This is a genomic window from Tenacibaculum ascidiaceicola (genome assembly GCF_047470925.1).
Classification (GTDB): Bacteria; Bacteroidota; Bacteroidia; order Flavobacteriales; family Flavobacteriaceae; genus Polaribacter; species Polaribacter discolor.
In genome coordinates, this window is the sequence record NZ_JAZKJP010000004.1 from 480,764 (window position 1) to 499,949 (window position 19,186).

At 31.6% G+C, this 19,186-nt stretch carries 17 protein-coding genes and 1 riboswitch; of the genes, 14 read left to right on the forward strand and 3 right to left on the reverse strand.

Going from position 1 to position 19,186, the window contains the following annotated elements; genetic code table 11:
• Positions 1-50: 50 nt before the first annotated feature.
• Positions 51-2,726: a methionine synthase gene (metH, locus tag VBY68_RS04160; protein ID WP_415268977.1), complete on the reverse strand. Its 2,676-nt coding sequence runs from the start codon at positions 2,724-2,726 to the stop codon at positions 51-53.
• 3 nt (positions 2,727-2,729) lie between these two features.
• Positions 2,730-3,746, reverse strand: coding sequence for a homocysteine S-methyltransferase family protein (locus VBY68_RS04165; RefSeq protein ID WP_415268978.1), 1,017 nt, complete (start codon positions 3,744-3,746; stop codon positions 2,730-2,732).
• 50 nt (positions 3,747-3,796) lie between these two features.
• Positions 3,797-3,901: riboswitch (SAM riboswitch) on the reverse strand.
• Between the two features lie 519 nt (positions 3,902-4,420).
• Between VBY68_RS04165 and VBY68_RS04170 the strand changes: the two genes are divergently transcribed.
• The 14 genes from VBY68_RS04170 to VBY68_RS04235 all read left to right on the forward strand — a co-directional run bounded on the left by VBY68_RS04170 (position 4,421) and on the right by VBY68_RS04235 (position 18,136).
• On the forward strand, positions 4,421-5,422 hold the full coding sequence (locus VBY68_RS04170; RefSeq protein WP_415268979.1) for an efflux RND transporter periplasmic adaptor subunit: 1,002 nt from the start codon (positions 4,421-4,423) through the stop codon (positions 5,420-5,422).
• Positions 5,422-6,681, forward strand: coding sequence for an ABC transporter permease (locus tag VBY68_RS04175; RefSeq protein WP_415268980.1), 1,260 nt, complete (start codon positions 5,422-5,424; stop codon positions 6,679-6,681). Before VBY68_RS04170 ends, VBY68_RS04175 begins: the two co-directional genes overlap by 1 nt.
• Complete coding sequence (locus VBY68_RS04180; RefSeq protein ID WP_099214192.1) at positions 6,682-7,365, forward strand: ABC transporter ATP-binding protein; 684 nt, start codon at positions 6,682-6,684, stop codon at positions 7,363-7,365.
• Positions 7,366-7,614: 249 nt separating this feature from the next.
• The gene (locus VBY68_RS04185) at positions 7,615-8,199 is read left to right on the forward strand and encodes a carboxypeptidase regulatory-like domain-containing protein (protein ID WP_415268981.1); all 585 of its coding nucleotides are present in this window, start codon (positions 7,615-7,617) and stop codon (positions 8,197-8,199) included.
• A gap of 157 nt (positions 8,200-8,356) precedes the next feature.
• On the forward strand, positions 8,357-9,565 hold the full coding sequence (locus VBY68_RS04190) for a threonine aldolase family protein (protein ID WP_415268982.1): 1,209 nt from the start codon (positions 8,357-8,359) through the stop codon (positions 9,563-9,565).
• Positions 9,566-9,719: 154 nt separating this feature from the next.
• A complete protein-coding gene (locus tag VBY68_RS04195) occupies positions 9,720-10,175 on the forward strand; it encodes a DUF3291 domain-containing protein (RefSeq protein ID WP_415268983.1) in 456 nt (151 codons plus the stop codon).
• Between the two features lie 207 nt (positions 10,176-10,382).
• Positions 10,383-10,847, forward strand: coding sequence for a cupin domain-containing protein (locus VBY68_RS04200; RefSeq protein WP_099214186.1), 465 nt, complete (start codon positions 10,383-10,385; stop codon positions 10,845-10,847).
• Between the two features lie 596 nt (positions 10,848-11,443).
• A complete protein-coding gene (gene rsgA / locus VBY68_RS04205) occupies positions 11,444-12,511 on the forward strand; it encodes a ribosome small subunit-dependent GTPase A (RefSeq protein WP_415268984.1) in 1,068 nt (355 codons plus the stop codon).
• A gap of 626 nt (positions 12,512-13,137) precedes the next feature.
• On the forward strand, positions 13,138-13,770 hold the full coding sequence (locus VBY68_RS04210; RefSeq protein ID WP_415268985.1) for an NAD(P)H-dependent oxidoreductase: 633 nt from the start codon (positions 13,138-13,140) through the stop codon (positions 13,768-13,770).
• Between the two features lie 93 nt (positions 13,771-13,863).
• Positions 13,864-15,048: an alpha/beta hydrolase-fold protein gene (locus VBY68_RS04215; RefSeq protein WP_415268986.1), complete on the forward strand. Its 1,185-nt coding sequence runs from the start codon at positions 13,864-13,866 to the stop codon at positions 15,046-15,048.
• A gap of 306 nt (positions 15,049-15,354) precedes the next feature.
• Complete coding sequence (locus VBY68_RS04220; RefSeq protein WP_124589026.1) at positions 15,355-15,981, forward strand: hypothetical protein; 627 nt, start codon at positions 15,355-15,357, stop codon at positions 15,979-15,981.
• A gap of 281 nt (positions 15,982-16,262) precedes the next feature.
• Positions 16,263-16,601 carry an FEKKY domain-containing protein gene (locus VBY68_RS04225; RefSeq protein WP_124589028.1) on the forward strand — a complete coding sequence of 113 codons (339 nt, stop codon included), beginning with the start codon at positions 16,263-16,265 and terminating at the stop codon, positions 16,599-16,601.
• A gap of 179 nt (positions 16,602-16,780) precedes the next feature.
• Positions 16,781-17,503 carry a DUF6348 family protein gene (locus tag VBY68_RS04230; protein ID WP_274641312.1) on the forward strand — a complete coding sequence of 241 codons (723 nt, stop codon included), beginning with the start codon at positions 16,781-16,783 and terminating at the stop codon, positions 17,501-17,503.
• Between the two features lie 171 nt (positions 17,504-17,674).
• Positions 17,675-18,136, forward strand: coding sequence for a hypothetical protein (locus VBY68_RS04235; RefSeq protein ID WP_124589034.1), 462 nt, complete (start codon positions 17,675-17,677; stop codon positions 18,134-18,136).
• Positions 18,137-18,295: 159 nt separating this feature from the next.
• Here the strand turns inward: VBY68_RS04235 and cysM are convergent, their stop codons facing one another.
• Complete coding sequence (gene cysM / locus VBY68_RS04240; protein ID WP_415268987.1) at positions 18,296-19,180, reverse strand: cysteine synthase CysM; 885 nt, start codon at positions 19,178-19,180, stop codon at positions 18,296-18,298.
• Between the last annotated feature and the right edge of the window lie 6 nt (positions 19,181-19,186).

Here is a 19,186-nt window from a genome sequence, read left to right on the forward strand (position 1 = left end):
CTTATTGTTAATTAAATACGCTCTTTTGTTTGTTTATTTTTAAATTATTCTTAATTATCTGATATGTTTGGGTGTAACCATTTTCTGGCTTTTTCTAAGGAAATGTTTTTCCGTTCTGCAAAATCTCTTACTTGGTCGTCTGTTATTTTACCTAACCCAAAATATTTAGCTTCTTCATTGGCAAAATAATATCCTGAAACGGCTGCTGCTGGCCACATGGCTAAACTTTCTGTTAAGCTAACCCCTATATTTTCTTCAACTTGTAAAAGTTCCCAAATTGTTTCTTTTTCTAAATGATCTGGACATGCAGGATATCCAGGAGCAGGACGAATTCCTTTATAATCTTCTTTTATTAATTCATCATTCGTTAGATTTTCTTCAGAAGCATAACCCCAGTGTTTTGTTCTTACTCTGTGGTGCAAGTATTCAGCAAAAGCTTCAGCAAAACGATCGGCAATAGCTTGTGCCATAATTGCATTGTAATCGTCGTGATTTTCTTTGTATTGTAGCGCTAATTCATCAGCACCAAAAATGGCTGTACAGAAAGCCCCTATATAATCCGATCTATCTGTTTCTTTAGGTGCAATAAAATCAGCCAAGGCAAAACTTGGTTTACCTTCACGCTTTTTTAATTGCTGACGTAAGGTTCTAAATATAGCAACTTCTTTTCCTTTCTTTTGAACTGAAATATCATCGTCGTTAATAGAATTCGCTTCAAACAAACCAAAAATAGCTTTGGGCTTTAATGCTTGTTTCTCTATAATTTGTTGCAACATCTTTTGAGCATCTGCAAACAAATTGGTTGCCTCTACCCCTACTACTTCATCTTCTAAAATATCAGGAAACTTTCCGTGTAAATCCCACGAACGGAAAAACGGACTCCAATCAAAATACGGTATCAAATCTTTTAAACTTACTTGTTCTAGCTTTTGTATTCCTAGTTCTCTAGGTTTGGTAATATTGGTCGTACCCCAATCTATTTTAAATTTTCGCTCTCTTGCCTCTTCAATAGATATGTAGTGCTTTTGTTTTCCTCGTTTTAAGAACTTATCACGAAATTCTTCGTAATCTTTTTTCAACTTAGCCACATATTCATTGGAGGTTTCTTGGTTTAATAAATCTCCTACAACGGTTACAGCTCTTGAAGCATCGTTTACATGTACTACTGCATTTTTATACTGTGTGTCTATTTTTACAGCAGTATGTGCTTTTGAGGTTGTTGCTCCACCAATCAATAATGGAATCTCTAAATTTTGACGTTCCATTTCTTTGGCCAAGTACACCATTTCATCCAGCGAAGGAGTTATCAACCCGCTTAAACCAATAGCATCTACCTTCTCTTTTTTAGCAGTTTCTATAATTTTTTCTGGTGGAACCATCACACCTAAATCTACAATTTCATAGTTGTTACAACCTAACACTACAGATACGATATTTTTACCAATATCATGTACATCTCCTTTTACCGTTGCCATTAATATTTTTCCAATGGCTTTCTGTTCTTCGCTTTTTTCAGCTTCAATAAACGGATTTAAATACGCTACTGCTTTCTTCATTACTCGGGCAGATTTTACTACTTGTGGTAAAAACATTTTCCCTGCTCCAAACAAGTCTCCTACTACATTCATCCCCGTCATTAAGTGCCCTTCAATTACGTGTAGTGGTTTTGCTACACTTAAGCGTGCTTCTTCTGCATCTTCTTCAATAAAAGCATCTATTCCTTTTACTAAAGAGTGTGTTATACGGTCTTGCAACGGTAAACTTCTCCATTCTAAAACCTGCTCACTGCTTTCTTTTTTAGTTCCTTTTACAGTTTCCGCAAACTCTAATAAGCGTTCAGTAGCATCGTCTCTTCTATCTAAAACAACATCTTCAATATGTTCTAATAAATCCTTCGGAATATCATCGTAGACTTCTAACATTGTCGGATTCACAATTCCCATGTTCATACCTGCTTTAATAGCATAGTATAGAAATACCGAATGCATAGCTTCACGTACCACATTATTTCCTCTGAAAGAAAACGATACGTTACTTACTCCACCGCTTACACTTACATGTGGTAAGTTTTCACGTACCCATCGGGTAGCCTCAATAAAATCCAACGCATTTTTTCGGTGCTCTTCCATACCTGTAGCTACAGGAAAAATATTTAAATCGAAAATGATATCTTCTGGCGGAAAACCGACAATGTCGGTTAATATGTTGTACGAACGCTCTGCAATTTCAATTCTTCTTTCGTAGGTATCGGCTTGTCCTACTTCATCAAAAGCCATGATAATTACTGCGGCTCCATATCGTTTAATCTGCGTAGCTTCCCAAATAAACTTTTCTTCTCCTTCTTTTAAAGAAATGGAATTTACAACCGATTTACCTTGTACTACCTGTAATCCAGCTTCTATTATTTCCCATTTTGAACTATCAATCATAATAGGAACTCTGGCAATATCAGGTTCTGATGCTATTAAGTTTAAGAAACGTACCATCGCTTCTTTCCCTTCTATTAAACCATCATCCATATTAATATCGATGATTTGCGCTCCTCCATCTACTTGATGACGTGCAATCGCTAAGGCTTCATCAAACTTTTCTTCTTTAATTAATCGAAGAAATTTACGCGATCCTGCTACGTTTGTACGCTCACCTACATTGATAAAATTACTTTCGGGTGTAATAATTAACGGTTCTAAACCAGATAACTTCATATATCGTCTTTCCTCACTCATCTACTAACTATTTTGTACTGCTGCAACAAATTCAGCTTTTCGTGGTTTATACTTCGCGGCTATTGCTGCAATCGCTGAAATATGTTTAGGCGTGGTACCACAGCACCCTCCTATAATGTTTATTAAATTTTTCTTTAAGTATTCTTCTATTTGCTCCGCTGTTTCTTCTGGAGTTTCGTCATATTCTCCAAAGGCATTGGGTAATCCTGCATTTGGATGAGCAGAAATAGCAAAGTCCGTTTTAGAGGCTATCGCCTCTAAGTGAGGCTGTAATAAATTGGCTCCTAAAGCGCAATTAAACCCTACAGATAGTAGCGGAATATGAGAAATAGAAATTAGAAAAGCCTCAGCTGTTTGTCCTGATAATGTTCTTCCTGAAGCATCAGTAATCGTACCAGAAACCATGATAGGAATTTCTATGTTTCGTTCAGCTTTTACCTCTTCAATAGCAAATAAAGCGGCTTTAGCATTTAAGGTATCAAACACAGTTTCTACTAACAAAATATCTGAACCGCCATCAATTAAAGCTTCTACTTGTTGTTTATAAGCAGTGCGTAACTCGTCGAAAGTTACCGCTCTGTACCCTGGGTCGTTTACATCTGGAGACATGCTTGCCGTACGGTTGGTAGGCCCTATAGAGCCTGCTACAAATCGAGGTTTGTGTGGTTCTTTGGCAGTGAACTCTTCAGCTACTTCTTTGGCTATTTTGGCAGATTCATAATTTAACTCATATACCAAATCTTCCATTTGGTAATCTGCCATGGCAATAGTAGTTCCTGAAAAAGTGTTGGTTTCTACAATGTCTGCTCCTGCAGCAAAGTATTTTCTATGAACTTCTTTTACTGCTTCTGGTTGTGTGATGGACAACAAATCGTTGTTTCCTTGTAACGGTGTTGGGTAATCTTTAAAACGTTCTCCACGAAAATCTTCTTCAGTAAATTTATATTCCTGAAGCATGGTTCCCATAGCGCCATCGAGCACGAGAATTCGTTTTTGTATTTCTTGATAAATGTTTGACATTCCTGATATTTAGTGTAGTGTTATCAGGAAAAGAGGAAGTAAAATTCTTTTCGTTATCTCTCTGCCGAAGCAGTAGAATGTAGCACCTTCTTTGTTTGCACAAAGGGTTGCTAAGGTTTCAAAGGGTCTATTCCCTCCACCTTTCTTGATAACATCAATACGTTAATGAACGGGGCAAAGTTATAGTATTATTTTTTATTTACCCAATTTTTATTTTAGAATTAAATTGATAAGAGAAAAAGAACATTTGGTTGTTTGAACAAAAACCGCTTGATTTATTGTTTTCAAGATAATTCAACGTGTCCATTAACAACCTTATAACTTTCTGTTATTCAAAAGTAAACATTTTAGAAAAAATTACTCAATTGTTATTTGTTTTACTTTTCTAAAGCATTTTTTGCTAACTTTAAGCTAAATTGAAAAATAAATACCAATAGTGTGTAATAAGTATGAGGAAAACACTTATTCAAAATGTTTTTTTACTCGCTTACGACTAACTTCTCTACAGAAAATAATTGTTAGCAAGTCGCATAACTATCTATACACTAGTCTTTGTACTTTATATAAAAAACATAGCTCTTACCATATTGATAATGAAATTTGAACAAAAATTATTTCTCTCCTTAATATTTTCCTTAACACTCTATTCTTGTACAAACAAAAAGGAGTCAACAATGCCTGAAACTAAAAATATTACTGAAAGTGTTTACGCAACAGGTTTTATAAAAGCTAAAAACCAATACGAGGTTTTTGGCCAAACAACTGGTGTTATAGAAAAAATATTTGTGCAGGAAGGTGCTCATGTAAAAAAAGGAGCTCCTCTTTTTCAAATAGATAATAAGAATTTGAAAATCGCAACCGAAAATGCTAAACTAGTATCCTTTGCTGCCGATTATACGAGGAATAAAGACAAATTGCTTGATGCAGAAAAAACTATTGATCTCGCAAAGAAAAATCTCACTTATGATTCATTGCAGTTTCGAAGACAAAAAAATCTTTGGAGTAAGAATATAGGAAGTAAGTTGCAGTACGAACAAAAAGAGTTAAACTATCAAAGGTCTAAAGCAGAATATATAAAAGCAAGAACTAATTATAACGACCTCAAACGTCAATTAAAATTAGCTTCTGGTCAAAGCAAAAATAATTTAGAAATTGCTCAATTGAAGGAAGACGATTTTGTAGTGAAAAGTGAGATAAATGGTTTAGTTTATCAAATTAACAAAGAAGAAGGAGAAATAAATAGTGGTGAAAAACCTGTTGCAATTATTGGTACTGAAGATTTTATTATAGAATTAAGTATTGACGAGAAAGACATTGTTAAGATAAAAAAAGGACAACAAGTTATTATACGAATGGACAGTTATAAATCACAAGTTTTTGAAGCTAAAGTTATTTCTATTGAACCTATGATGAATATTAGAACACGTTCATTTCAAGCTGAAGCTATTTTCACCAATAAGCCTACTAAACTTTTCCCTAACCTCTCTTTAGAAGCAAACATCATTATCCAAACAAAACAAAATGCTTTAACAATACCAAGAAAGTATATAATAAATGATACTTATGTTATGTTAGAGGGCGGACAGCTTCAAAAAGTAGAAACTGGTTTAATGGATTATGAGTTAGTTGAAATTATCAGTGGAATAGATAAATCTACAAAGATTCAATTACCATAATGAAATATAAATACCTTATAGAAATTGCAGGTGCACTTATGCTTGCTCGTTGGAAACAAACCCTTGTTGCAGCTATTGGCGTTACTTTTAGTATTGCTCTTTTTGTAGCGCTCTTAGGTTTTATGGAGGGACTTAACAATTTATTAGATGGAATAGTTTTAAATCGTACACCACACATTCGTTTGTATAATGATATCAAGCCTTCTCTACAACAACCCATAGATTTAAGTGAAAAATATAAAAATTATCACAATTATATTAGCTCAATAAAACCAGCGAATACTCGTATAGAAATATATAATGCTCAACAAATTATAAATAAACTTAAAAAGGATGATCGTGTCGAAGGTGTTGCTGCAAAAATAACAACACAAGTCTTTTACAATTTCGGAAACATTGACCTTAATGGAATTATCAATGGTATAGAAGTTAATCAGGAGTCAGCACTTTTTGCATTTAGTGATTATGTAATGGAAGGGAATTACCAAGATCTCGAGAAAGTTCCCAATAGCATAATTCTTGGATATAGCGCAGCGGAAATTATCAATGCAAAAATAGGAGACCTTATAACGGTTACTTCAACTGAAGGAGAACAGTTTTATTTAAAAGTAGTCGGTTTTTTTCAGTCAGGCTTGGTTGAAATTGATAAAGTACAAAGCTTTACCAGCTTACAAACAACAAGAAAACTGCTCGGTGTAAACAGCAATTACATCAGTGATATTCAAATAAAACTCAAGAACCTAAACGAGGCTCCTGCTTTGGCTAATGAGTATGAAACATTTTTTAATGTAAATGCAGAAGACATTCAAACAGCCAATGCTCAATTTGAAACAGGTAGTAGCGTACGTTCAATTATTTCATATGCTGTTGGTATTACATTATTGATTGTTTCAGGGTTTGGAATCTATAACATCCTTAATATGTTAATTTATGAAAAAATGGATACCATTGCCATTCTTAAAGCTACGGGGTTTGCAGGTAGCGATGTAAAGAATATATTTATTACTATCTCCTTAAGCATAGGCATTGCTGGAGCTTTAGGAGGGCTATCATTTGGTTTTCTTTTATCCTTGGGCATCGATTCAATTCCTTTCAATACCCCTTCATTACCCAAAGTAAATACCTACCCTATTGATTATGGAATACAGTACTATACTATAGCAGTAGTATTTGCAATGGCAACAACTTTCTTGGCGGGCTGGATGCCTGCTAAAAAGGCTAGTAAAGTAGACCCAGTAATTATTATAAGAGGAAAATAAATGGAAAAGAATATAGTACTAGAAGCACATTCCATCTTTAAATCATTCTATAACCCAGTTAGAGTTGATATTTTAAAAGATGTATCTTTTAGCTTAAATCGTGGTGAGTTTACTTCTATTGTTGGTAGGTCAGGTAGCGGAAAATCCACATTACTCTATATTCTATCTACCATGGATACAGACTTTACAGGTGAGCTCATAGTTGATGGTTCATCTGTACATACTAAAACGGAAAAAGAACTAGCTGCTATACGAAATGAAAAAATTGGTTTTGTATTTCAATTTCATTATTTACTAAACGAGTTTAGTGCTTTAAAGAATGTAATGCTTCCTGGGTTCAAATTAAATAAAGTGAGCCAAGAAGAATTAGAACACAACGCTTATGCTTTTTTAAAAGATTTGGGTATTGAAAAGTTAGCAAACACAATGGCTTATAAATTATCTGGGGGTGAAAAACAACGAGTTGCTATTGCTCGTGCTATGATAAATGATCCTCTTATTATTATGTGTGATGAACCTACAGGGAATTTAGACAGTAAAAATGCAGACATTGTTTTTAATATATTTAAAGAACTGACACAGACCTATAACAAAACACTCTTAATGGTGACGCATGATTTAGATTTTGCTGAAAAAACAGATCGTATTATTGAATTGGATGATGGAAAAATTGTTAGGATATAAATTATTAAACTATGATAAAATAGTAGTCTTTAAAATGGAATAATTTCTATAACAGTTTCCTATTATCCAAACCTTTGACACCCTATTATAACCATACTTCTTTGTACGATTTTTTATTTTGTCATATATTAGATGCTTGAAACGAAAAGAATAAAATTGCTAAAAACTTCTGCTTATTTTACTAAAAAAGAAGTATAATACTAAGTTTATTCTGTATATAAACTATTTGTAGCACATTTGAGAAAAACAATGAAATATATAATAATTCTATTCTTTTTTACAATTTCGTTTAGTTCATTTTCCCAAAAATGGGAGTTGAATAATGTTGATAAAACCAAAGAATACGGATTTCAATACACTTTTTCACTTCAAAACGAAGATGACAATAACGAGTTTAAAATTTCAGAAAAAAAGAACTCAAAAAGAACTGAATTAATCGGTCAGGTTTTTGACAAACTTAATAATCCTATATCAGGAATTTCTATAAAAATCATTTCTAAAACCAAAACTTTAAGTAAAGAAATACAAGCAGACTTTGACGGAAAATTTAAAATGGGATTACCAACTGGAGAATATCAGATTGAAATAAATTACGTTGGATTTGACCAATTTAAAACTAATTTTAGAATTGAAAAAAAAATTACAACTGAATTTAAAATTAACCTTGGATTAGGACAGGAATTATGTACTTATCAAATTGACTCAAAAATTGAATTAACTGAAAATAAAGTTTCAGAAATTATAGAATGTGTTAATAAAAAAAGAAAATCAAAGAATTTCAGCACAACCGAATGTTCTGAAAAAAATAAATATAGAGTCACAATACAAATATAAAAACGTGCTACAACATCGCGTATAATTAATGGCTAGTTCAAACTTACTTACGAAAATCCTCACGGATTTTCTATTCGATTTGTATTTGCTAAATTAGGTGCTTAAGACGCGCAACAAACCATATACAAACACGTTAGACAACATTTAAAAAATCTAGATGAAAAAAACAAAAGAAGAAAATAACAGAAGAGACTTTCTCAAAAAATGTGGATTATCAACAGCCTCTCTCTTTCTTCCTGTAGCTGGAATAAACGCAATGCCTTTATTAGGGTTGCAAAACGAAGTATCGAACAACTCTAAAATACCTGTCAATTTTATTTATGACGGACTTGCATTCTCACCTCAAGAATATTTAGAAAAATTAAACGAAATAGATAAAAAGAAACCAATTCAACCAGATTTTTATGGAGATGGTGGAGCAACAAAATTAATTGAAGAGAAGTTTGCAAAAATAACTGGTAAAGAAAAAGCCATTTATCTTCCTACTGGCACAATGGCCAATCAATTGGCAATTAAATTGCTTAATGAAAACAATACTAAAGTTATAGTACCTGAAAACTCACATATTTTCAGAGATGAAGCCGATGCAGCCCAAAGCGTTCATAGTAAAAGACTGATTCCAGTTGGAACAGGAAAGTCTTATTTTGATATAACTGATTTAAAAAATACAATAGACTATACAAATAATAATGAAGTTTTTAAGAGTGGTCTAGGAACAATAGTGATTGAAAACCCTGTTAGACGTGCTGATGGAACCTACGTACCAATAGATGTGATAAAGAATGTATCAAAGTATTGTAAAGAAAATAATTACAAAATGCATTTAGACGGTGCACGAATTCATATAGCATCTGCTTTCAACAATCTCTCTCTTTCTGAATATGCTTCATATTTTGATACGGTTTATATTTCTCTATATAAATATTTAAATGCGGCTGGTGGGGCAATGCTTTGTGGGGATGCAAAAATCATTGAACAAATACCACATCAAATAAAAATACTAGGAGGAACTGTATTTCAAAATTGGACCAATGCATCAATGGCGTTGCATTATTTAGAGGGAATTAATGAGCGATGGGATGAAGTTGTTATGAAATCTAAAAAAATGATTACTGCGTTGAATAAGTTGAATGGCATTAGTATAACTAGTTTAAAAAACGGTACTAATATTTTTGATTTAACATTAAGTGATGAAATAAGCTTAAAAAAACTTGCCTTATTTCTATACAATGAGCATAATATTTGGTTAGGTAGAGCCAATGACAAAGGAATTGTAAAATTGACTGTGAATGAAAGTATATTAACCAGAGATTATAACGATATCCTTAATGCATGGAAGAAAGGAATTGAACAAGCAAGGAATTAAAAACGTTGCCTAACAATGTAAAAAATAATAGTGGTTTAGCCGCTAGAATGAAATTAATTAAATATAAAAAAGGTCTGTGTTTAATTGAAAAGTAAGTGTGTGTAAACCAATCAACAAACCATATACAAACACGCTAAAATAAAAAACCACACCTATGAAAAAGTACCATATAGCAGAAATCAATGTAGCTCGAATGAAAGGAGTAAATATTGAAGATCCTATCATGAAAGAGTTTGTAGATAATTTAGACCGAGTAAACAATTTGGCTGAAAACAGTGAGGGTTTTGTTTGGAGACTAAAGGACGAGAATAATGATGCTACAAGTTTCAATCCTTATGATGACGAACAGGTAATTATTAATGTTTCTGTTTGGGAGTCTATTGAGACTTTAGGTGATTTTGTGTACAAGACTTTTCATACAGATTTCTTGAAAAGAAGAAAAGAATGGTTTCATTCCTACGGAAAGGTGTACACCGCTATGTGGTGGGTACCAGAAGGTGAATATCCTACTATACAAGAAGCTGTTGATAAATTAGATTATCTACAAAAAAACGGTGCTTCAGAAATAGCTTTTGATTTCAGAAATAAAATTCCAATGCCAAAAGAGTAACTAAAAACTTAATTCTTAGCGAAACTAGCTAATGATTATACTTCTACATTTTTGTTTGTTTCTATTTTTATTTCTTTAACTACTTTCTAAAAGAAGGAAAAATATTTCTGTAAATAAATCCCAAGTGATTATACTTATAATAAACAGGTTAATATAATTTGAAACCCTGTTTATTTTAACTATATTAAGTACTTAAAAATCAACAAGATGAAAACAAACAAACTAAACCTGTTAACCCTTATCCTAGCTTTTTTAGCTATCGGATTAAATGCTCAAAGCAATGGTGTTTCAAACACTGAAACTTCTATTGCTACAACTGTTAATAATGAGAGTTTGAAATGGCTTCCTGCTCCTGATTTCTTTCCTAATTGTTCTTTTACAATACTTCATGGCGATATATCTAAACCTAATTTAGATTTTTTCTTTAGAATAGAACCTAATACAGAAGTTATAAGTCACACACATAAATCACCTGAACGAATGATTTTAATTTCAGGAGACTTAGAAGTACAATACCAAGGTGAGAAAGCTACCGTATTAAAAGCGGGTTCATATGCTTATGGTCCTGCAAAAAAACCGCACAGGGCTAAATGCTTAAATAATGGTCCCTGTGTTTTATTTATCGCAATGGTTGACCCTTTTGATGCAGTTCCTATCATAGAAAAAAAATAGTTTATTCCGTTAAAAGGATACTTCCAGTAACCTATACAAAAAGCAACAAACAATGTTTGTTGCTTTTTGTATATAAGTCCTTCTAATTATGTAAGATAAAAAAGTCCTTTCTTTTATAATTATTAGTTAGAAGCGTGTTATTTTTTACTTTTTTTACATGCGTTTATTAGTGGTTGGACTAAGATCATGTACGACGTCACCACTACGAACAGAAGATATGCTATTCCAATTAAGGTATATAGAGTTCTCATGTAATCATTTTTAGTAACTTACATTAAAGTTACTAAATATTTAAGAAATCTTAAAACAACAACTAAAAGCATTCTTCTTCTTTAAACTTTTAAAAGATATTTTTTATAACTTTGACCTTTAATACAATTTTATGTCTATTACATCTGTATCGTATTCGGATATTGTAAAATAGATAGTCAATTTTCTTAAGGCTATCACCACTTTATACTTCAGATAACCATCTGAAGCATTCCTATTTATTAACATTTTACATATAAACACATTAATTGTGAACGCTTATGTGTTTAAACTCATTTAGTTTATGAATAACGTAAGTGTTTGCTATATTTTAAAATACTTAAAATATGAAACTAGAAGATTTCGGATATAACGATAATATAGAAAAACTAAAGATAGAACATAACTTACAAGACTTTGAAATTGGAAGAATTATTTCTGAGCATAAAGAACGGTATGTTGTTAAAACAGAAAAAGGAGAATTTGATGCTGAAATTACAGGAAACTTAAGATATACTGCAAATACTCGTGAAGATTTTCCTGCTGTGGGAGATTGGGTTGCACTAGTAATATATGATTCGTATAGCTCTATAATTCATAAGATACTCCCTCGAAATTCAATTATTTCAAGAAAAGCAGTTGGTCATTTTGGCGACATACAAATAATTGCTACAAATATTGATTACGCCTTTATTATGCAGGCAGTTGATAGAGATTTTAGCATCAATAGAATTGAAAGATATCTCACTATTTGTAATACATCAAACATTCAACCTATTATTATTCTTACTAAAATTGATTTAATAAACGAAACATCGCTAAAAGAATTAATGGTTTCCTTAAAAAAAAGAATTAATAATGTACCCGTATTTGCAATTAGCAATATCTCTAAACAAGGTTATAAAAAACTAAAAGAGATTATAGTAAAAGGTAAAACATATTGTCTTTTAGGTTCCTCTGGAGTTGGTAAATCAACACTAGTAAATACATTTGCTAACAAAGAGTTAATGGTTACTAAAAATGTTAGTAGTTTTTCTAAGAAAGGACAACATACAACCACACATCGCGAACTCATAATTCTTGATAATGGCGGTATTTTAATTGACAACCCAGGAATGAGAGAGGTTGGAATAACAGATACTTCAAATGGTTTAGAAAAAACGTTCGAAATAATTTTTGAATATTCTAAACATTGTAAGTTTAAAAACTGTACACATACTATAGAAATTGGATGTGCTGTTACTAAAGCTGTTGAAATTGGAGAAATAGATGAATTTTCTTATAAAAACTATTTAAAGATGGAAAAAGAAAAAGAACATTTTGAAGCTACTGCTGCTGAAAAACGTAAAAAGGATAAAGATTTTGGAAAAATGGTAAAACATTTTAAAAAAATTAAAAAATCTAGTAAATACTAAGCACAGTAACACATATAACTAACAGCGGTTTGAACTCAAATTCAAGCCGCTGTTTTATGTAGTATAAGCCTTATAATTAAAAAATAGCTAAACTAATAGTTATTTACTCACACGTTGATTTTTGCCTTTTTAATAGAAAATTGTTTGTTTACATTCAAAACCAGCTTTATTCCTTCTTAGGGAAAGCTCAGCGTGACGCGCTGATAGTTCCGTTGTGTTGAGGAAAGCTCAGCGAAGTTCGCTGACGGTTCCGTTGCGTTGAGGAAAGACCAGCGAGGCTCGCTGATGGTTTCGTTGCGTTGAGGAAAGACCAGCGAAGCTCGCTGATGGTTTCGTTTCGTTGAGGAAAGTTCAGCGAAGCTCGCTGATGGTTTCGTTGCTTTGAGGAAAGACCAGCGAAGCTCGCTGACGGTTTCGTTGCGTTGAGGAAAGCTCAGCGAAGCTCGCTGATGGTTTCGTTGCGTTGAGGAAAGCTCAGCGAAGCTCGCTGACGGTTTCGTTTACTTGGATTTTCTATCCAAACTCCTTTGAGAAAGAAAAAATGTAAAAAATTGCTGAATCAACATATGTAAAGGCATTGTAACTACTCCCCTTTTAATTTTGCTATTTTCTTAAACAATAATAGTATGACTTTAATAGACAACCTTGAGTGGCGATACGCTACTAAAAAATTTGATGCTTCTAAAAAAGTTTCAGCACAACACATAGAACTTTTAAAAAGAGCTATTCAATTAGCTCCTTCTTCTTATGGTCTTCAACTATATACCGTTTTGATTATAGAAGACAGTATAATAAAAGAACAATTAAAAACTGTTTCTTACGGACAAAGCCAAATTACTGATGCTTCTCATTTATTTGTGTTTTGTAATTATACAAAGGTTACCAATGACCATATAGATGCTTATTTCTCTTTAAAATCTGAAATAGAACAGGTAGACATTTCAAACTTTAAAGGATATGCAGATTTTATTAAATCTGACGTTATGAGCAGAACTTTAGTTGAAAAAAACAAATGGACTTCTAACCAAGTTTACATTGCTTTGGGGAATTTGCTAAACGCTTGTTCTGAACTTAAAATAGATGCTTGTCCTATGGAGGGTTTTGATGCCGAAGCTTATAACAAAATATTAGACTTAAATAAGTTAGGGTTAAATGCTGCTGTAATTGCTCCTGTTGGTTATCGCTCTGAAGAAGATAGCTCTCAACACACATATAAAGTGAGAAAACCTATAGAGAATCTTTTTATAGAGTATAAGTAATTACCATACATGAAATATCATAGTATAACCGTACATTTTTTGTACGGTTTTTTTTATTTTCTTTTATATTCGCCGACACTTAAAAAAAATAAAATGAGAATATTATTTATTATACTATTAATAACTATCCTTTCAAATTTGTCATATGGACAGAGTAAAAAAGACATTATTATTGGCAAAAGATTTGCAATCAAATCTGAAATACTTAATTCAAATAGAGAAATATCAATATATCTCCCTAATTCATATAACAACAATGATTATGTAAACTATCCTGTGCTTTACCTCCTTGACGGCAGGAAATTTTTTCACCCTTTCACCGGAGCTGTTGCCCAAATGAGTAGCGATGCTAGCCCACAAATTCCTGAAATGATAGTAGTGGGTATTACTAGTCAAGATAGATTAAAAGATTCATCTCCTACAAGGTCCATGATAGGCTACTCCGGAAAAGAAGAAAAAGGACTAGAAATAAGTGGTGGTGCCAACGATTTTATAAAATTTATCGAGAAAGAGCTTATTCCTTATATTGATAATAACTACAGAACAAATAATTATCGAATTTTTTCGGGATATTCATTTACTGGGTTACCTATACTGCACGCTTTATTTACTAAACCCGAATTATTTAATTCATATTTGGTAATTGATTTTAGCGCTTGGTGGGATAATGAAGTTACCCTTAAGAACCTTGAGAAATTCTTCAAAGAATATAATGGAACCTATAAAGATGTATATATAGCTACCGTAGATAGAGTAGAGAACACTGTTTACCCTGAAAAGGCTAATCTGACTTGGAGATTTATTCAAAAATTCGAGCAATTACATCCTTATAACATAGGTCTAGGATATAAAAAATATGGCTATAAAGAAGAAAACCACCATACTATGCCTTTGGTTTCATTTATGGATGGTATGAAATACTTGTTTAGAGGGTATATGATTAACTATGATGAAATGTATACCAACCCTACATTGATTAAAAAAAGGTTTGACAAATTATCAGATAGACTTGGGTATAAAGTTTTCTTAAGAGAAGAATTAGCCAATTACTTTGGCTATCAATTTTTATACACAATCAAGGATTTAGACAAAGCTTTTTTCTATTTCAAATATAACACAGAAAATTATCCCTCATCAAGTAATACTTGGGATAGCTTTGCGGAGTTTTACATGTTAAAAGGAGATAAAAAGAAAGCTATTGAATATTATGAAAAAGCATTAGAGTTGAATACAAAAAACACTGACATAAAAAAACGATTGGAAGAACTTAAAAATTAAATACGTGTGCTAACAGCTTATATAACTTATGGATAGCCTTTTCATAGAGTATATAGGTAATTACTACATTTGAACTCAATAGTATAACCGTACATTTTTTGTACGGTTTTTTATTTTGTTTTATATTGGCTAGCGCTTACTAAAAAAAGAATAAAATTGCTATCATTTCCTTTTTCTTATTTTCCTAAACAAGGAATATAGCAACAGAATAAAAAACAATAAAAATGCTCTTATACCTCCTTTTTTGGTTGTATAACGACGTATTTTATGTATATATAAACAAGTTGTGTGTAATTAAAAATTTATATGGAGAATTTTGAAATAAAATCTAATTTATTGAGAGAAAAATGGGATTCAATAAATACTGTATACTATTCTTTAAAAGAAGAATTGTCAAAAAATAAATCAGGTATTGAATTTGATCAACTCTATGACTTTCTCTTAGAAGAATGGAGGAACATTTATCCTAGTTTTGTTCTTCACCCTATTAAAGAAAAAATTTTAAATCTTTTTTTTCAAGCTCAAACTACTGATTTTAAATTAAAAACACCTACCAGAGATAAAACTAAAGTTTACTCTGTACACTATTACTTACTACAATACTTTTCTATTGGAATTATACCTCATCATGACTATGAAAGTTTTCCTGATATTCGATTAAAAAGTTCTGAATCTGGAGATCCTAATTTAATTCTATACGAAATATTTGAAGAAATTTGTTCTGAATTAGGTTTAGACTCTATAACTGAAGATGATTTGTTTTATGATAGTTCAGAGTTTTATCAAATAGAGGTTGAGTTATTAAGTGATTTCTTATCTAAATGTTGGAATGAAACTAAATCTAAAACAAAATTAAATGTAAAAGGTATACTTTTCGAGTCTACTGGAGCTGACACTGATTACAATTTAGATAAAAATAAAAAGATTGAATAATAAAAACTGCACACAACACCACCTAAACTACATTAAAACGCAGCTTAGCCAAACCGTTACCCAACATTTGACACCAATTGAACTCTAGAACAAAATATATACTTCTAATTTTAGCTTTTATAGCTTGTCTGTTGACTATTTACAACCATAACAATGAACTGACAGAAACAAGCTTTAATTCTATTGAATTAAAGTATGCTAAACGGTTTTTCGGAATTGGAATTTTATGCATTGTATTATATTTTTTCAATAAAAATTGGCGGAATTTAATATCCAAAGTTATGATTGGAGCATTTGGAATAAGTTTGTTACTCAACTTGTACATAGTTCCTAGAGTTTATAGAACTGTTCAACTTAACAAAGTATATTTTGAGCACTCTGAATTAGAGACTTGTGAAGAAATGGAAAAACGATTTTCGACTGACTTAAAAAATGGAGAAATCGTTTATTTTCAGTTTGGAATCGGTTACGATATTGAATTAGCAAAAACTCTTAAGGAAAAGTATAAAATTCAATCTATCGGAATGGGTTGTACAATTCAGTCCGAATATGAATGTTATAATAAATTGGTTAATGAATACCTTAAAGAAAAACATAACGTAGGAATAATTGACTATTAAAAATAAAAAACGATTTGCCAACAATGTATAACCGCAATTACAGCGGATTCGACTAAGTCGAGTCTACTCGGAATTGCTAACGTCTGTGCCAAACCGAAAATTAACGCATATTAATCCGTAACTGACTGTTATACGAGACCGTTATAGTCAATTTGAAAACCAACTAAAAAAGAAGCTTAATGGGAATATTTGACTTTTTAAAACCAAAAAAGATAGAAAAACAGATAGATATAAATACTTATCTATTACATGAGTTAAAAAAAAGCATTGAAGAAAAAGGAAATTCAGTAGAGTTTTCAACTCAATATGCTGCTATAATAGTTAATTCGGAGATTGAAATAGCAACAGCAATTATGCCTGGAGATTTTCATCCTTCTTTGTTACCTTTATTAGTAATAACTATTAACAAAGAGTATTTTCCTAATGGAATTGAATCTAGTATAGTAGGGTTAGGAAATACTGCTGAGCAAAAAGTTAAATCTGCTATAGAAAATTATTTATCAAACATATTTCTTCCTATTATAGATAGCTTTACAGATAGTCATTTAGAAGAATTTGATTTCAAATCAAACTCGGCAGGTAGAGAAATACTTTGGCATCCAAAAATGAGCGAAAATTCATTTCAAGGAAAATGGATTGAAACTGACACTGAAATAAATTTATATTCAATTGTAGAAAGTCAATTGAAAAACAAGCTTTCTGACAAAAAATTAAACTGGTTGAAACTCTATATTTCTCGTCAACCAGATGGAACAATTTCTGGTGAATGCTTGTTAAATAATGAAGTTTGGGAGGAAGGATATTTTCTTTTAGAAAATTACGCAAAAACCTGGAAAGATAAAGGTGAATTTTTAGGGCACAAACAGTTTATCATGTTTAGAAGATGTGATGCTTTTGATTAAAAAATAGCCACAACAAAACACACCTATAATACTATCTATAAACCTCTTAACACCAAACATTACTCTTATTAGCACTGTTCACAAAGATATGGAAAAGTGTAATGCTAATGAATTATGTTTCATTCTGGAAAAAGAGAATAGTTTCTAAAAAACGTAACAATTTAATACTGGATGAGAAAAAGTAAAATTATTAGTTTCAAAAAGTACACCTTCTTCTCTGTAGGAGTGATATTAATATTTATTTCTTGGTTTTCTTTTTTTGCTATGATTTTGCAAACTAAAATGTATTTAAAAAATTGGTATATTGTTTCTTTCTGTTTTATACTTTTTTTGAGTTTTTCTGCTATGTTATCTCACCATAATCTTTATTATCTTATTATAACCCCAAAAGAAATTATTATTAAAAATTTATGTTTTTTCTGGATTCAAAAGACATATCAAATAGATGATATTAAATCTGTTTCTAGAATTCTAAAAAGAACAGCTGAAGGAGGCTGGTATGGTATAGTAATTAATTCAAAAAGTAACCTTAAGGATCATACTTATTATATGGATTCAATAAAACCTAATTTCTGGGAAAAAATAGAAATGGAATTGAATAAAGTAGGTATTAAATTTAAAATTCGAAATTAATAAAGTTTATAACTCAGCGTATATAATAGAATAAAGAGCCAATTACTAATATAAAACTAAATTAACGCTAACTAGTTTTTAATAGATAATTGTTTATTTAAATAAATATTCCCGCCTAAGCGGGAATTCTTGTATTATTAAGTAAGTAAAGACAATCTATTAAAACAAATCAGAAGATAAATAACGATCACCTCTATCACAAATAATAGCAACAATAACTCCTTTGTCAATCGTTTTGGCTATTTCTAGGGCTGCATGTACCGCACCTCCACTACTCATTCCTGCAAAAACACCTTCTTCTTGTGCTAGCTTTCTGGTCATGTTTTTTGCATCGTTTTCATCTAGCTCTACCACTTGATCCACCTTACTTTTGTTAAAGAATTTTGGTTGGTATTCTGGCGACCACTTACGAATTCCAGGTATTCTAGCTCCATCTTTAGGTTGTGCCCCTACAATTTGTACCTCAGGGTTTTGTTCTTTTAAATAGGTAGAAACTCCCATAATGGTTCCTGTAGTTCCCATCGCCGATACAAAATGGGTTACTTCTCCTTCTGTATCGTTCCAAATTTCAGGACCTGTGGTTTTATAGTGTGCTTTCCAGTTATCAGTATTTTCAAACTGGTTCAGCATAAAATAGCCTTTTTTATAGCGTAGTTCTAAGGCTACATCTCTAGAACCTTCAATACCTTTTTCTGCATCCGTTAAAATAACCTCAGCTCCGTAAGCACGCATAGTTTTAACACGCTCTTCGGTAGAATTTTCTGGCATTACCAATACCATATTTACTCCTAAAACTTTTGCCATGAGTGCTAACGCAATTCCTGTGTTTCCACTAGTTGCTTCTACTAAATAATCTCCTTGACGAATATTCTTCCTTTTAATAGCTTCAGCAATCATATTAAACGCTGCCCTATCTTTTACACTTCCGCCAGGGTTATTTCCTTCTAGTTTTAATAATAGCTTTACGCCTTCTTTTTGAAGAATGTTTGAAACTTCTATTAATGGCGTATTCCCTATACTATCTATAATTGTTTTAGTTTTCATGGTTAA

What these genes read in the sequence shown, in the direction of transcription:
- VBY68_RS04190 (WP_415268982.1), top strand. Translation starts at nt 8,357, where the DNA reads ATGAAAAAAACAAAAGAAGAAAATAACAGAAGAGACTTTCTCAAAAAA.
- VBY68_RS04230 (WP_274641312.1), top strand. Translation starts at nt 16,781, where the DNA reads ATGGGAATATTTGACTTTTTAAAACCAAAAAAGATAGAAAAACAGATA.
- VBY68_RS04165 (WP_415268978.1), bottom strand. Translation starts at nt 3,746, where the DNA reads ATGTCAAACATTTATCAAGAAATACAAAAACGAATTCTCGTGCTCGAT.
- cysM (WP_415268987.1), bottom strand. Translation starts at nt 19,180, where the DNA reads ATGAAAACTAAAACAATTATAGATAGTATAGGGAATACGCCATTAATA.
- VBY68_RS04195 (WP_415268983.1), top strand. Translation starts at nt 9,720, where the DNA reads ATGAAAAAGTACCATATAGCAGAAATCAATGTAGCTCGAATGAAAGGA.
- VBY68_RS04170 (WP_415268979.1), top strand. Translation starts at nt 4,421, where the DNA reads ATGCCTGAAACTAAAAATATTACTGAAAGTGTTTACGCAACAGGTTTT.
- VBY68_RS04225 (WP_124589028.1), top strand. Translation starts at nt 16,263, where the DNA reads ATGATTGGAGCATTTGGAATAAGTTTGTTACTCAACTTGTACATAGTT.
- metH (WP_415268977.1), bottom strand. Translation starts at nt 2,726, where the DNA reads ATGAGTGAGGAAAGACGATATATGAAGTTATCTGGTTTAGAACCGTTA.
- VBY68_RS04175 (WP_415268980.1), top strand. Translation starts at nt 5,422, where the DNA reads ATGAAATATAAATACCTTATAGAAATTGCAGGTGCACTTATGCTTGCT.
- VBY68_RS04220 (WP_124589026.1), top strand. Translation starts at nt 15,355, where the DNA reads ATGGAGAATTTTGAAATAAAATCTAATTTATTGAGAGAAAAATGGGAT.
- rsgA (WP_415268984.1), top strand. Translation starts at nt 11,444, where the DNA reads ATGAAACTAGAAGATTTCGGATATAACGATAATATAGAAAAACTAAAG.
- VBY68_RS04180 (WP_099214192.1), top strand. Translation starts at nt 6,682, where the DNA reads ATGGAAAAGAATATAGTACTAGAAGCACATTCCATCTTTAAATCATTC.
- VBY68_RS04210 (WP_415268985.1), top strand. Translation starts at nt 13,138, where the DNA reads ATGACTTTAATAGACAACCTTGAGTGGCGATACGCTACTAAAAAATTT.
- VBY68_RS04200 (WP_099214186.1), top strand. Translation starts at nt 10,383, where the DNA reads ATGAAAACAAACAAACTAAACCTGTTAACCCTTATCCTAGCTTTTTTA.
- VBY68_RS04185 (WP_415268981.1), top strand. Translation starts at nt 7,615, where the DNA reads ATGAAATATATAATAATTCTATTCTTTTTTACAATTTCGTTTAGTTCA.
- VBY68_RS04235 (WP_124589034.1), top strand. Translation starts at nt 17,675, where the DNA reads ATGAGAAAAAGTAAAATTATTAGTTTCAAAAAGTACACCTTCTTCTCT.
- VBY68_RS04215 (WP_415268986.1), top strand. Translation starts at nt 13,864, where the DNA reads ATGAGAATATTATTTATTATACTATTAATAACTATCCTTTCAAATTTG.